Origin of the sequence: Phragmitibacter flavus (genome assembly GCF_005780165.1) — a bacterium.
GTDB lineage: Bacteria > Verrucomicrobiota > Verrucomicrobiia > Verrucomicrobiales > Verrucomicrobiaceae > Phragmitibacter > Phragmitibacter flavus.
This window is the reverse complement of the sequence record NZ_VAUV01000005.1, coordinates 283,528-297,632: the sequence shown is the minus strand read 5'-3', so window position 1 is coordinate 297,632 and position 14,105 is coordinate 283,528. Positions and strand designations below refer to the sequence as shown.

At 51.7% G+C, this 14,105-nt stretch carries 13 protein-coding genes; 6 read left to right on the top strand and 7 right to left on the bottom strand.

All coding sequences use genetic code 11. The features are described from left to right. Nucleotides 1-190: 190 nt before the first annotated feature. Nucleotides 191-757: a tyrosine-type recombinase/integrase gene (locus FEM03_RS08065; protein ID WP_138085687.1), complete on the bottom strand. Its 567-nt coding sequence runs from the start codon at nt 755-757 to the stop codon at nt 191-193. A gap of 26 nt (nt 758-783) precedes the next feature. Between FEM03_RS08065 and FEM03_RS08060 the strand changes: the two genes are divergently transcribed. Further along, entirely contained in the window at nt 784-1,803 is a 1,020-nt protein-coding gene (locus FEM03_RS08060; RefSeq protein WP_138085686.1) for a hypothetical protein, read from the top strand. Here the strand turns inward: FEM03_RS08060 and FEM03_RS08055 are convergent, their stop codons facing one another. Continuing rightward, nucleotides 1,804-2,673 (bottom strand): hypothetical protein, encoded by an 870-nt coding sequence (locus FEM03_RS08055; RefSeq protein WP_138085685.1) that lies wholly within the window; start codon nt 2,671-2,673, stop codon nt 1,804-1,806. 158 nt (nt 2,674-2,831) lie between these two features. Between FEM03_RS08055 and FEM03_RS08050 the strand changes: the two genes are divergently transcribed. From FEM03_RS08050 to FEM03_RS08040, 3 genes are all read left to right on the top strand, one after another. After that, complete coding sequence (locus FEM03_RS08050; RefSeq protein ID WP_138085684.1) at nt 2,832-3,692, top strand: type II secretion system protein; 861 nt, start codon at nt 2,832-2,834, stop codon at nt 3,690-3,692. A gap of 192 nt (nt 3,693-3,884) precedes the next feature. Further along, nucleotides 3,885-4,460 (top strand): hypothetical protein, encoded by a 576-nt coding sequence (locus tag FEM03_RS08045; RefSeq protein ID WP_138085683.1) that lies wholly within the window; start codon nt 3,885-3,887, stop codon nt 4,458-4,460. A 3-nt stretch (nt 4,461-4,463) separates the two neighbouring features. Then, on the top strand, nt 4,464-5,639 hold the full coding sequence (locus FEM03_RS08040) for a hypothetical protein (RefSeq protein ID WP_138085682.1): 1,176 nt from the start codon (nt 4,464-4,466) through the stop codon (nt 5,637-5,639). 58 nt (nt 5,640-5,697) lie between these two features. Here FEM03_RS08040 and FEM03_RS08035 read toward each other — a convergent pair whose 3' ends face one another. From FEM03_RS08035 to mobF, 3 genes are read right to left on the bottom strand one after another with little or no spacing between them, the layout of a single operon-like run. After that, nucleotides 5,698-7,011 (bottom strand): TolB family protein, encoded by a 1,314-nt coding sequence (locus FEM03_RS08035; protein WP_138085681.1) that lies wholly within the window; start codon nt 7,009-7,011, stop codon nt 5,698-5,700. After that, nucleotides 7,008-7,421: a hypothetical protein gene (locus FEM03_RS08030; protein WP_138085680.1), complete on the bottom strand. Its 414-nt coding sequence runs from the start codon at nt 7,419-7,421 to the stop codon at nt 7,008-7,010. Before FEM03_RS08030 ends, FEM03_RS08035 begins: the two co-directional genes overlap by 4 nt. Before the next feature lie 6 nt (nt 7,422-7,427). After that, nucleotides 7,428-10,658, bottom strand: a complete 3,231-nt coding sequence (mobF, locus tag FEM03_RS08025; RefSeq protein WP_138085679.1) for a MobF family relaxase — start codon at nt 10,656-10,658, stop codon at nt 7,428-7,430. Nucleotides 10,659-11,010: 352 nt separating this feature from the next. Here mobF and FEM03_RS08020 point away from each other — a divergent pair, with 352 nt between their 5' ends. Together FEM03_RS08020 and FEM03_RS08015 are read left to right on the top strand one after the other, a co-directional pair. Next, entirely contained in the window at nt 11,011-12,546 is a 1,536-nt protein-coding gene (locus FEM03_RS08020; protein WP_138085678.1) for a type IV secretory system conjugative DNA transfer family protein, read from the top strand. Nucleotides 12,547-12,631: 85 nt separating this feature from the next. Further along, nucleotides 12,632-13,447, top strand: a complete 816-nt coding sequence (locus tag FEM03_RS08015) for a J domain-containing protein (RefSeq protein ID WP_138085677.1) — start codon at nt 12,632-12,634, stop codon at nt 13,445-13,447. Here FEM03_RS08015 and FEM03_RS08010 read toward each other — a convergent pair. Beyond that, nucleotides 13,444-13,797, bottom strand: coding sequence for a type II toxin-antitoxin system RelE/ParE family toxin (locus tag FEM03_RS08010; RefSeq protein ID WP_138085676.1), 354 nt, complete (start codon nt 13,795-13,797; stop codon nt 13,444-13,446). The two genes, FEM03_RS08015 and FEM03_RS08010, sit on opposite strands and share 4 nt — an antisense overlap. Continuing rightward, complete coding sequence (locus FEM03_RS08005) at nt 13,797-14,093, bottom strand: type II toxin-antitoxin system Phd/YefM family antitoxin (RefSeq protein ID WP_138085675.1); 297 nt, start codon at nt 14,091-14,093, stop codon at nt 13,797-13,799. Before FEM03_RS08005 ends, FEM03_RS08010 begins: the two co-directional genes overlap by 1 nt. Nucleotides 14,094-14,105: the final 12 nt, after the last annotated feature.

Sequence of the window (14,105 nt, the reverse complement as noted above, 5' to 3'; positions counted from 1 at the left end):
AGGCATCGGCAGCTATCTGCCGGAATTGAAAATGCAGGTCCTTTCGCCCCAATCCTGCATCACCACCCCTCCACCCCTTCAACCTTAATTCCTGGCTCCTACTCATACAACGCTGGACGTGAACCAGTTTCATGGGATTCTGTTTCATAAAAATACGCCATTGACGCCAGTTCTCAATCGGTAAATTCGGCTATTTCCACGTTCTTCGAATCAGCGTTCGCTCTTCGTCATCCCTCACATTAAGATAAATCGCAGTGGTGGCTGACTGGGAATGGCCAAACCAAAGCTGCAATAAATTGAGGGGGATTTTGGCGATTGCGCCTCTGACTCCAAAAGCATGTCTCAGTCCTTTTGTTGTCGCATGTATACCTGATATTTCCGCTTCGTTCATGATCTGCTTGATGATTCTCCAACCAGTGGTTCGGGAAAATGTCCAAAGCGGTCCTTCGGTCCTGTCTCCCCTCAATTGTCGCAGTCCCGACAAAAGTGAGTTGGGCACGGGAATTCGCCTGAATTCCCGGCGCTCGCGCTTCTTCAACGATCGTATACGGATCACACCTGTGGAGAAATCGATGTCCTGACCCGACAGCGCCAAAGCCTCCGAAATCCGCATTCCGGTGTAGTAGATCGTCATGCAGAAAAGTGCCTCAGCGCGTTTCCGCCTGCGAGCAATTTTAAGGAACCTGCGCCCCTCTTCCTGAGTAAGATATTTCCGCCGACCCTCGAGGTCATAGGCGCTGTAGGTTTCTCGGTTCATGTTTCACTCCCGTGGAACAGAATCCCATGAAACTGGTTCAAAAATCGTTAACACTCTGGAATTTAGCAATTTACGCGTTTTACATTGCGCCCTTGTTGCTTCTGCTCCCCACATTTGCCTCCGCGCAGGACGCCCCGCGATCTACAGCCTATCTGCGTTTTTTTGATCCAAATGAGGGATTTAAGCCTGCCCAGACAAATCTCACAAACATCTTCCTCCAGATCGCCGGGAGCATGGAATACTACGGCAGCCCGGAACCATACATCGAGCACATCCAAGCTGAACATGGACGTGTCTCGGAAAAGTTCAGGTCAAAAACAGGAAAAACCCGGAACAGCCTGCCAGACCATCTGACAGATGAATACCTAAACCAGTTGGTCACTAACTGGAACCTGCTCTCCCCCAAGCTCGGCTTGGATGTGCTCGCCAAAGAAGCAGGTAGGTGCACGAGGCAGGGTATACAAGGCGAACAAAACACCGGAACAGTAGCCATTGAAATACTTAATCGGCACCAAGAACTGGTATTCGAAGCAATGAAAGGCGGCAACAGTGTCGAAGGCGGGTTCGAGCACTTGCAGTTAAAACTCCAATCAGCTCTTGTTTCGGGAAGCGGGAGTGCCGTATCCAGAAAAGACGTTGCCGCTCTGGTCGAACAGGAAAATGCGCTGAACGCCGCTGAACGAAAACAATACGAAGTCCTGCTCAGCTACGCCCAATTTACGAGGGAGCACTTCGGCCAACTTGAACAATTTTATAAAACCGGATTCGATAAACTTACCGAGGAAGGCAAAGAAGAGATCAGCCGTCGGGCATGGAACGGGACACAAAGCCAGAAACCTGACAATTTCCTGCTTGATGCGGTCACCAGCTATCGCCAATACCAAACCTTACAAACCGAGCTATTTAATAAACTGGACGCCGCACTGCCGGAAGAAGCGTCCGCCAAGTTCAAGAGAGTGATTTCTGGAATTTTCATGGATCTGGGAGCACTTGCTCAATCAGAGCTTGAGATCGGCATCCTTGAATCTGCTATAAACATGAAGTAGTTATTTTTTTACGGCATTTCCTTCCGCCTGCTGTTTTAAATTACTGAGTGGCGCAGCTAGCATAGGGCTTTCAATAATCGTTAGCTCTTCAAATTTTATTTTATTACTGTCCATTAGCTCAATAGCTGATGGACTAGGTTGGGAAGCTGGCTTCTCGACCTTATTCGCAATTAATTTGTCAGCTATTTGAACATCGGTCACGTTTGCGAATTGCGATTTATCTTCTGTTCTTTTAACAACTAAGTTTTCTGCGAATGTTGGCCTGTCCAGAATTTCATAAGCTTCCTCACGTTGTTTGCGACCCCATGCCTCAGTGAAATCATCTCGATCACGCTCTGGAATTGCTTGTAATTCTGGCGTCATCTTTCTGGGATCTAGAAGCCGCTGATTGAGCCGCTCCGCTTCCTTCTCTTTCACGATATCAGGCAATTCGCTGAACTGATATTCCTCACGTCGCACACCTTCCCAGACACGATGGCTCATTTCATCTTTGCCCTGGTCAGTCAGTTTGTCCCAGCTCTTAGTATAGAACGATTCCAGTTTCCCAAAATCAGCCTTGGTGAAATACTCCTGTTCAAGGAACGATTGGAATTGCGCTCTCTCCTGCTCGTTTAAGGCAGTTTCCATCTGCGCCTTCTGAGCAGCTATTTCTAACGCAATTTCCCCGCTTTTCTTCTTTTCTTCAATTGCCTCTTTCTCGATCACCTCAAAATGAGCAACCTGTTTCTTGGCTGATTGAATGTAAAGTTCCAATGCCGAACGCACAGAAGCATCGGCCACGTTACCGAATGCTAAAACACCTTCGAGCCGCTCGATTTCTTTGAGCAATCTGCCGTAAAACGCCTCATCCAGTCCTGATATACTCGACATTCACCACCTCTGATTGCATTACTATACCATCAAATTGTTGCGAAATTGTGACTAAACTAACGATTAAGCCTACAAAACTATCCATGCCATTGCCTATGAGCACTTCGTTAAAGATTTGTTAACCGCCTGTCATTACATTGAAATAAAAAGGGTAATGAATGCGTAAAGGCTTTTCACTGGTTGAACTTTCAATCGTGCTCATCGTTATGGGGCTGCTGCTTGCTGGCGGACTTGAGATTGCAGCGATTCAGATTGAGTCGGCAAAAGCAAAACAAACCCGCGATAAGCTTAACAAGATCGAAAGGGCATTGCAACTCCACTACACAACAACCGGGGCTTTGCCGTGCCCTGCGAACGGTGCAGCGGCAACAAACGCCGTCACCCATGGCCTTGGCAGCGTTTCTAATTCTGGCAATCTTGCAGATGCTACTTGCCCCAATGTCAGTGCCACCATTAGCACAAATACATATCTTGGAGTAGTGCCTACCCGTGAACTGGATCTACCAGATGACTTTATGCTGGATGGCTGGAAAAATAGAATCACTTATGTCGTCTCAAAATACTGCGTTGACCCGCAAAACTGGCTTCCGCTCAGTGCTGCTACCGCCACCACCTACACCAGCGACCCTGCTACGACATCCCCACACGGCTGCATTGCCATGAGCGGTGCGTATCCGGCTGCGATTGGCGCAAGTCCACCAGCGGGCGGAAACATCCAAATCAGAGACAATACTGGGGATAGTATTCGCACCAGCAATGCGGTCTACCTCTTCATAAGCCATGGAAAGAACGGTCTAGGAAGCTGGAATTACGCTGGCAACCGTAAAACGACGGCATCCCCATCTTCTACCTATGACCTGGACAATGCCAGCCTTACATCTGCCACCAGCGGAGCCAATGCCTTTGACCTGTCATTCAGGGATGATGCAATTCTGGACGCTCCAGGTTCAGCCGCCTACTTCGACGACCTCGTAAAATGGTCAACTGGAAGAACTCTTCAACATGAGGCCGAGCAATAAGATCGCTACTCCGCATACTTTTATTGCTTCACATTCCTACAAACCTCAATTTCGTATTAACATGTTAACAACTATTTTATTTCTATTATCGAATAGAGTAAATAACTCAGTATTGTGAATAAAATTACGTCGGCTAAAAAAAGACATTCAACACTTGACATGAATCAATCCGCGAGGGAATACCAATGACATATGGCCAAACCTATAGTTCCCAAAAAGGCTGCTCCGGTGAAGAAAGCTGCTCCGGTGAAGAAAGCCGCTCCGGTGAAGAAAGCCGCTCCGGTGAAGAAAGCCGCTCCGGTGAAGAAAGTCGCTCCGGTGAAAAAGGCCACTCCAAAGAGCCGTTCTGAAAACGAAGCATTGCTTGATCACCTGGAAGTTCTTCTAGACTACCTGCCACATCTACTCAGAACTAAAAAAACTACCCTCTTCGCTAATGCCTTGCCGGGAGACATGCAGATCCTTGCAGCACCACAAGGCGGAGCCGATACACCTGCCCCTGTATCACCACCATCCCCTATAATTCCAATTCTCAAAGGGCGACTAACCGTCTTGGGTGGAGTTTCACCCATTTCTGACTCAAGGCCGCTCAATTCACTCAACGTGCCTCACGCCGTTCTTTTGCCCGATCTAAATACAACATTTTTCACCGGTCTCCCCCGTAAGCTTCAGGCATGGGAATTGGTGATGACACGGAGTGTAAGGTTGACGGGGCGCGTAATTCAAATCGCACTTGCCGAAAATGGATTTCAGATTCCCCTCGATTAAAATATGAGATTTTACGTTTTGACCATCTTCGTAGTTTGCTTTGCAACGCTGGCATTTGGAAAAGTTGCGCCTGCCGGATATGTCTCGAAAAGCGACATCGAAAGCTATCTGAAAGTGAAGGATGCCGCCACTGGAAACAAAGGGGTATTCACAATATCTAAATGGATTGACTTCTACGGCGACAGCGAAATATACGACGCGTCTCTCATCAACGAGTTTGAGAAAGAAGCGACAAAGTTGGTTATGCCTGCTAAACCCAAGCAGGGGTTTCAAGGCTTCAAAATCCGAGAATCATCATCTGATATAATGGCAACCGAAGACCCTACTCTCGAAGCAGTCGCTCGAAAAAAGAAGGACGATTTGAAAGGTGCCTCCGTCAGCTTCAGTTATAACTTTAAGAATGACTCTGATACTTGGATTGGCAAAGCTGCAATTATTGCGCCGTTCAAATGGGATCGTAATACTGAATACGAAAATGGCAGTCCAATGACGCTGATGAGCTACGGTCTGGTGCCTAGCCTCACGCTGAACCAACTTGAGTCGACAGATCCTAAACATTCTGAGATTGATCAACTCATTTATAGAGTTGGAGGATTTGCGACCTTATACGGACCTCGTCCCTATTTGACGGAGCTGAACGTAAGAGGATTTGGGACTTACGGAACTAATTTTGCTCATGACCTTTCTATTCATGCATTTGAGTTTGAAGTTGAACCCCGTTGGCACCTCGGTCAAAGATTCGCAATTGGCTATCGCACCAGCCTTATTGACCGTGACACAAATACTGCCGGTGAGGCTCCTGACTACTCTAAAAACAGTTGGCTTGCATATCAATCACGATTGTATCTGAAAGGTTCTGTCGGAAGTGTTACTGATAGCGCTTCTTTACCTGAGGTAAATGAAGGAAGTTTTTTTCGGCTCGGCCCGGTGTTAGAATTGAAGTTGGATCCTTTTTTTCATGAAAAACTTTCGATCAATTTTTCTTACAGATACTTCTTTACGATAGAAGGTTCTGATCAGAATAATTCACTCTTGGAAACCGGCGTGGAATGGATGCTCTTCGGAAGTAAGGAAGAAGGTAAATCCGTATCACTAAAGGCAAGCTACATTCAGGGCGGCATCGACCTTACGCAGCAGGACACAGAAACGCTTCTTTTGGGATTTGGCATAACCTACTGAAGGCTCTTGCGTCAAGTAATCATAAATCCAATTTGACCGATATTTGCAATTCATTCAACTACTCGCCCCAGATCTCCACGGGCTGAATCCTGCCCACAGGACGCCTGAGTTTTGCAAGTTCCTGAAGCGCTGAACCATCCGGCTTCATTCGGAAAAGCGCTTCCCTTGTGCCAAAGACCACAAGGCCAACTTCCGGCATTGGGGCAACCGCAGCACCGCCGTCACTCCCCACCATATAAGGATCACCCATCACTTGACGCTCAGGCTCCCCAATGGTTTGTAGCCATGTTCCTCGCGTAGCCGTGTCCGGCATGTCTCGCGAATAGATCAGGGTGTTATTACTAACCCAGCCAAAATGCTGTGCAGGCATCCCAAAGTCGGATGCTTTTTTCCCTTCGAGGTCTACGACCGCAATGCCTCTATTCCCTGCACAAAGCACATAGCGGCCATCCGGCGACGGTCCCGCCATCTTGTTACAGTTAAAAGGCAATGTTGCAGCCTGTTTCACTGAGCCGGATTGTCTGTCATAAACGGAAACGATTGACCCGCCCCCATGAATGAAGGCGCAGGTGTCATTGTCTATCCACTGGAAATCGACTGCACGTTGCTGCACCCCTGAAATCGCGCTCGCACTCGCCCCTTCAACATCGAAGAGAATGAGTTTGCCGCGATCTTCACCAAAGACCAAGCGGCCATCTGGAGACCGCCGCTTCATCAAATGCATTTGCGGGATCTTGACCTTTTTGATTTCACCTGTCCTCAGATCGACATGCAGGAAATCATTGTTGTGGCGCACGGCCAAGGCATTTTCTGAGTGAAGCTGGAGGTTTGCTGCGAAGAAGCCTGCATGGAATTCCCCAAACTTGGTTGCCTGCCGCTCGTTGATGAAAGCGAACGCCTTCCAGTCCACATCGGCAAGCCAGATGTCACCGTCACGGATGAACATTGCTTTCTTGCCGTCCTGTGAGAATGCCGGAGGCGATGTCTCGCCCATCGCTGCATCCTTTTTGCCGTCTATGCCATAGCGGATGACGCCGCGCTCAACCTGCACCATCAGCTTGTTTGTCTCCTGCTGGTAAAAAAGCTTCTGCGGTATTCCGCCAATCCAGTTCTGGAAGATGCGTTCTCCCGTGCTTACATCATACAGGTCACTGCCAACCATCGCCAGCCAGCCCATTTTGGCAGGCAGCGATGCCACCTTTTCCTCTATGATCTGCTTCTGTGGTTCAACTGCCGCAACCGGCTGGACGCTTGCCGGAGGGGTTTCAGGGCTGCGGCTCAGTAACCACAGGAAAAATAGACCATTGCCGACGATGAGGACTGCTGCCGCGATAGCGAACTTCGGGAATTTTTTGATCAATAGCCAGTTCATTTTTGGGCGGCAGGTTCTTCCTCTGAAAAGTCGTTTGGTGGAGTGATGGTTATGGCTTCAACATAACAATCGTTGCCCTTATGGTCTTGCATCTCACTGTCAGCTTCTTTGACCCAGGCAACACGCTTGCCCTTTACGCCATTGAATATCGGGCGCAAACCCCGTCCTTTAATCGTCACCAGAAACCCGCCGAATTCAAGGTCGATGCACCCCGTTTCTGGGTCGTGGTTGAACCAGATTAACCCGTCATATGAAAAGCAGGTTTGCAGGCCATTCTGAAAACGCAGCTCCAGAAAATGCTCCTGATTACCTTCCCCAACCAGTATTGAGAAAAATTTATCGTCTTCTGATTCTGCGGGAACCGGTGCCGCTTGCCGTTGCTTTAGAATATCGTCGATCTTGTCTGCCATGATTCCTCACTTTTTAGGGGTTTGCACCGGTGCCTTCCGCGACTGAGCCTTTTGTTGTTGTGCAGCCTTTGCCTTCTCTTTGCCAGCTTTGGCAGTCTTTGCGCGTGCAGTATGATCCGCTGCCCTGCCCGCGTTGTTTTCCTGCAACGGCTTCGCAGTCGTTTTGCCCATCCTGACTTCTTTCTTCTCTGCCTTCTGCTTCGCGCTCCCGCGCACCTTGTCAGCCACTTTCTTGAAATGGCTGGCGGCTGATTCATATGCCTTCACCAGACGCCCCTTAGGAGTCTCTTTCTTTGGCGGAGTTTGTGATTTTTTAGCTTCCTGGGCTGCTTTCAATTCTGCAACCCGAGCCTCTGAATGCTCGCTGCGCTTTGGTGTGGTTTTACCCTTGGCCGCACCAGCTTTCTGCTGACCGGCTGGATGCCCCTTGGATCGGTTCTTTCCATCCGCCCCGACCAGGTTCCGGCGCATCTCAATATATCCCTTCCACGAGATGCCTTCCTCTTTCTTGAGCGTAGGATCGGTCTTCCGCTGCTCGACAAGCTGCTCAACGAAGGTTTTCGAGCCATCCAGCCCCCTGCGGCTCTTGATGGCGTCCCTCCATTGTTTGGCTCCCATTTCGCTGCTCATGAATCCGGAAAGGTCTTTTGAAGTCAGTTCCGCCAGTTCCACGCCAGACATGCGGGTAGAGGAATTGCCGACAGCTTGCTGCAAGTCACTGCGGTTGTCAGTATAAATCCTGACCGTTTGTTTGCCCCGGCTGCACGAAACATAAAACTGTTCACGCGATGCCGCTTTGAACGAATCCGCACTCTGCGCAATCAGCACATCCTGAACACTTTTGCTCTGGCTTGAATGCGATGTCTGGCAATATCCATGCGCAATATGACCGTGATTGGCATCAAGGACTGCCCCGTTACTGAGGATAATTTGCCCTTGTTTGCCAAACTTTTCGACAGTCAGCACATTGCCATTATTCAGGCGCTTGCCATTCTCGCTTTCCCCGTTCCTCGTGATTCGGATGCGGTCTCCCTTTGCAAGGGCAAGCTCGCGCTCCTCATAAACAAGGTATTTGGCAGCGTCTTTGATGGGCAGCGTCATCACGTCCCCGGAGCGGTTCTGCATCTGGATAGAGCCATCTTCGCCCTGCCCCACAACACGGAATATCGCTCCTCGCATGATGCCCTTGGCATTTTGGTGGAACTGCACCACCAGACCGGCACGGTAATTCTCAGGAAGCTGCCGTTCAGCCTCTTCCCACTGTAGATTTTGGTATTGAAGAACATGCCTTTCTGGTCCGAGCTGACCAGCGTCCCGCCGCGCCTCACGAATGGCGTTCGTCACCTTAGCACTCTCAAGATGAGTCGGCGAAACCACCAACGGCGGTTCTCCCCGTTTGCTGAGAGCAAGGTAATCAGCAGCAAGCTCCTTGTGCCGGGTTGCCTCATCTTCGATCTCGACGAAAGCCCCAAGAGCTTCGAGGCGCCTGAATCCAGTTCGGAGGTCTCCTTTGCTGATGGCTTCAATGGCCTTTTTGTAGTCCTCGATCTCCTGCCTGCGGATCTCCGTCACTTCTGCCACCCTAAGGCCAGCATGTTTTTGCAGGAGCCTGAACGCATCCCCCCTTGCGACAGGCGAATGCTGCGCTGTGTCACCCGTCAGGATGACGCGGGTATTTGGCCCGGCGATCTCCATAATACGCCACAGGTCACGAACCCCAAGCAACCCCGCTTCATCGACCCATATCACCTGCCCCTGAACCTGCTTTTGCATCTTCTCATTCAGCATCAGATGCGCGACCGTGTCAGCACCAGCGAACCCCGCTTCGCGTAAGGTCTCGCGGGAAGCGACGGCAGAAGGAGCAAAGGCGAACACTTTCAGGCCACGCGCCTCAATGGCAGCGACCGCATCCTTCATAAGTGTGGTTTTGCCAACCCCAGCCCCGCCGCGTATTGCCATCACCTGATCCCGGCTGGTTAGCAGATGCTTGACCGCCGCCCTCTGTTCGTCAGAGAGCTTTTCTGAAATGGCCAACCTGCCTTTGCCGCCAAGCGGCATGGCAGAATTCCGGCCTGTTCTGACGAATCCGATCAGGGCGACCTCTTCGGCCAGCACGGCAACCGATGTGCAAAGATGCTCCTCCCCGACTTTCCGGCCAATCAGGCCGCGCCTTTCGAACTCCGCTTTGATGGCTTGGGGACTGGTGTCCCCTGCCCCGAAACGGAGTGCAGCCGCCAGAATATGGCCGCGCTCGACCACGGACTGGCGTTCAAACAGCTTCGCCATGGCATAATCCACGGCTTCAACGGCAGAGATTTTGGCTACCGTTGCATGTCCCTTGTCATAACAAACCTTTGAGATTTGCGCTTTTTCGTCATCGGTGAGGCGGACACTCCACGCCGCCAGCAGGTCTGAAAAAGTCAGGCCGTGCCGTTTTCCCTCGCGGGTTGCAGCTCCGAGCGCATCCTTTGCCTTGGCATCCTTGATACCCATTTCATCGGCCATCCGCTCAATCTGCGCGGTTCGCCGCGAGAACTTGGCTATGACGCTGGCGGGCATCCCCTTGATTTCCCAGCCAGCTTTTCGGCGCGAAATTTCATAACCTTGCGCAGCAAGCGCACCGGCCAGCCGGGAATGAAAGGCTGCTTCTGCATAATGGGCTTCGCGTTTGATGGCTCCAAATTCCGCCGCTTTCCAGCGGTCTTCATTTTGGTCAAAAGTTGCGTTGAAGGTGAAGCAGTGGGCGTGCAGGTGAGGGTCTGGAATACCGCCTACCGGACGCGAAGTGAAGTGGATAAATTCCGCCCAGGCGAGGTTCCCGGTGAGGCGGCTCGCCTGCGCCCCTTTTTTCCGAACCCGCGTTTCCGCCCTCTCCTCAAGTTCCGTCATCGTGTCTGCAACCGCCTGCCGAAACGCCTTTAGCACCTCCTTGTCCTGAGTCAGGGCATAAAGCACCGAGAGACTTTTTGGCGCATGAAAGTTGAGGTCGTAGCCAACCCGGCGACCGTCCTTGGTGCGGGGTGTCAGCTTCTCCCCGGTGAGCGGATGCCGGTTCTCCACGAGGGCAGCAAAATGCTCTTTATCGACATCCCCGGAAATGCCCAGCAGGGTCGCCGCCTTCCCATGCCACTTGCCTACTATTTCCTGTTTTTCGGAATAGTAGTCCTCACGCTTCAAACCTTCCGCGTAATATTTTCGAGCCGCTGCCGCGCTCGTGTGAGCTACTACCCTGAGCATCGTTTCAGTTTACCACAACGCATCCACGAAATCCATTTTACCGGAATACCGGCAAATATTGCCTGCTTGCCAGCAATCAAGCGAGCTACCCAGCACGCACGCAGACTGGCAAAGTTGCAGCCTAGCCACCCAGCGAGACCGCAAGCCTGCAAGTCTGGTTGCGAGCTGGCAAGGCTGGTTGCAAGCGAGTTTGCAGCCATGAAAGCAGTCTAACAAGCTAGGGAGCTAGCAAGCTAGCAATGTTGCAACATGATCTTCAGACATCTCTCCTAAGCAGAGCTTAGGCTGTCTTTTCCGCTCGCAGCAAGCCTGCTTCCCGGCTAGGATTCCAGCCACTCAAACCACCGACTGCATGGATGAACTCGCCCTCACCAATTCCAAACAGACAATCCCTCCAGCGGTTCACCGGAACTGGCCGGACGATGAAGAGGCACTTCTTGAGCTGAGTGCGGACGGCAAAACTTGCCGCCCTGAAAACTACTGGTGTCTTAAGGATGCTTTTGAAGGGGTGCAGATTTTTGGAGGCACAGGTTCAGGAAAATCTTCGGGAAGCGGGCAGGGCATCGCCAGAGCTTTTGTTGAGGCCAACATGGGGGGTGTTGTTTTGACCGCCAAGGCCGACGAGGTGCTCGCCTGGAAGCAGTATGCAAAGGCAGCAGGACGTGAGACAGAATTGCTCATTGTGGAGCCGGGATCACCCCACCGGTTCAACTTCCTCCGCTATGAATTCAACCGTCCCGGCACCGGGGCAGGGCACACCGAAAACCTTGTAAACCTGTTTTGCAGCGTGCTGGAAGCTGCGGAACGGAAGCAGGGGCAGGGTGGTGGACAGGACGCTTACTGGCAGCGCACACTCAAGCAACTCCTCCGCAATGCGATAGACCTCGCAGTGATTGCCATGGATGACATTGACCTTCCGTCGCTCTACCGCATCATCACATCTGCCCCCCGTTCCACAGAAGAAGCGGATGACCCTGAATGGCAGCAGAAGTCTGCCTGCTTTGCCCTTTTGGAAGTGGCAGCAGGCAAAGTCAAAAGTGAGGGCAGGGCGAGTGACCTCGAGCTGACACGCGACTTCTGGCTGCGGGAATTTCCGAACCTTGCTCCTGAGACGCGTTCCGTTATCGTCTCGACTTTCACCAGCATGGCCGACTGTTTTCTGCGCGGTATGCTGCGGGAGCTGTTTTGCACAGACCTCAACTTTTCCCCAGAGGACACCTTCAATGGCAAGATTATCATTCTGAATCTGCCGGTTAAGGAGTTCAACGAGCTGGGGCAGTTCGCACAAGTTCTTTTCAAGTTCATCTGGCAAAGGGCAGTTGAGAGAAGGATTTCCGCAGGCACCTCCCGCGAAGCGGCTCAGGCTGCGGCTCGCCCGGTTTTCCTGTGGGCGGACGAATCACAGTTTTTCGTCAATTCCTACGACGCGCTTTTCCAAAGCACGGCCAGAAGCTCCCGCGCCTGCACCGTCTACCTTACCCAAAATCTCCCCAGCTACTTCTCAGCTTTCGGAGGCAGCAACGCCCGTTCCGACGCAGAGAGCTTCCTTGGCAACCTGCAAACCAAGATTTTCCACGCCAACGGCGACCCGACGACCAACAATTGGGCAGCAGACTCCATCGGCAAAACCCGGCAGGCCCAATTCTATGGCGGCATGTCCGAGGCATTGGCAAAAGGCGGAGCCATGAACCAGAGTGCAGGGGGCAGCATGGTGGTTGAATATGTGGTGCAGCCTCAGGAGTTCACCATGCTGAGGACTGGCGGCCAGGAATCCGAGTTTAAAGTGGATTCCATCATCTTTCAGGGGGGCAGGCGATGGGTAGGAACCCGCAAAGGCGAACCAGTCGCCCAGAACTACATCAGGCCCCAGTTCCCCCAAAAATACTGACTAGCGTATGAAAGACCGGCAGATTCAATCCACAGGATCGCAACCAAGCGTTCCCGTTCTTAGCCCTGTTTTGCACTGGATCGCAATGCCTGCCATCCTTTTCCTGCGCTCAAGTTTTGGCTACTCGTTCCTAAGCCCTAAAACTGTGTTTCTCCCATGCGCACAGGTCAGCTTCCTGTTCCTGATCGTCACATGGGTTGAACCTTGGTTACGAAAGCCGCTATGGGCAGTCGCGCTCTTCGCGGCAAGTGCATCCTTCCTCTATGTCGCTCATCTTCTCGCCGCCTTCTGGCGGGAAAAGGAGCGAAAGGGCAAGCATGACTTCTATGCTGGCACCTCCCATCTTTTGAGAATCCCCGGATTCAGCCAGAATCGCGGTAATCAGGACTTTGAAACTGTGCTGCATCTTTGGATTGAACCTGCTGTTGTCTTTGTCGCCGCCGTCTTTTTTCGCGGATTCCTGTCTGAACAATGGCTGTCGCTTTGGCTGCTGGTTGTAGTTGCCGGGATGTGGCTGAAAGCCTTCATCAATTACTGGTATGGCATCCGCTCTGAAAAAAAGCACACGGACATCATCGAAGATGCAGAGGAGAAAATGCCGGGAGGAGGGGCATTTGCTGAAGTGCCACTTCCAAATGCTAGCGGCAGGAAACCCAAACGCACGCGCCCACCTCAATCAGCCGTCGAAACTGCTGATCAGGCCATAGAGCAACGCTATGCAGAATTGCTGAGATTGATGCCCCCGCGACCGCCTTACGACTTGCAGCAGGCGGAACAGAACTACCGCGAGCTGATGAAGGCATTCCATCCTGATCCGAACAGACCGACGCCTGAGAACCACGAAAAATCGGCAGAGTTAAATGAGGCTATTGCACATTTCCGCCGCACGAATGACAGCTAACTGGATTCCCCGTCATCAATATCTTCCTCTCGTTGCCCCAAGTAGAGCCTCGCGCCATGCCTGACATGCGCGATAAGAACACGTTGTTTATCCACTGAAAAGAGAACACGGTATTTCCAGAAATGACGGCCATAAAGAAGCTGGCGAATTTCACGTTCAACCAGACCGAGCTTGGATTCTGGAGCCACAGGACAGCGCAAAGGCATTTGCGACAGGCTGCCAAGCTTTGCAATCAAACCCACATACCATTCCTCCCCCGCCGTCGGATTGGCTTCCGCAATCCAAGCCACGGCTTCCTCAATATTCCTCTCGGCCTCAGCTGAGAGAATGACTTCATAGGTCTTGGACATCAGTCCTTCCTTGGTGAAAAACCCGCCTTGGAGCGCATCCGGCGATCAAAATCGTCCAGAGTGCTGGAACGGCCTTCTTCGATGTCCTGCAAGCCCCGGTTGATGGCAATCGCGGACTCGTAAAGCTCCAGTCTGGACAGTAACGCCTGATATGCTTCCGCAGTCTGCACCACCAGTTCAGCCTTGCCTTTCACGGTCAATACTTCCGGCAAGCCCGACTTGCGGAGCGCACGGAGATGACTGGCTGTATTTCTCTGGAAATCAGTCAGTGAATGAATGTTTTGCGTTTGAATCATGGTCGCTCCTCG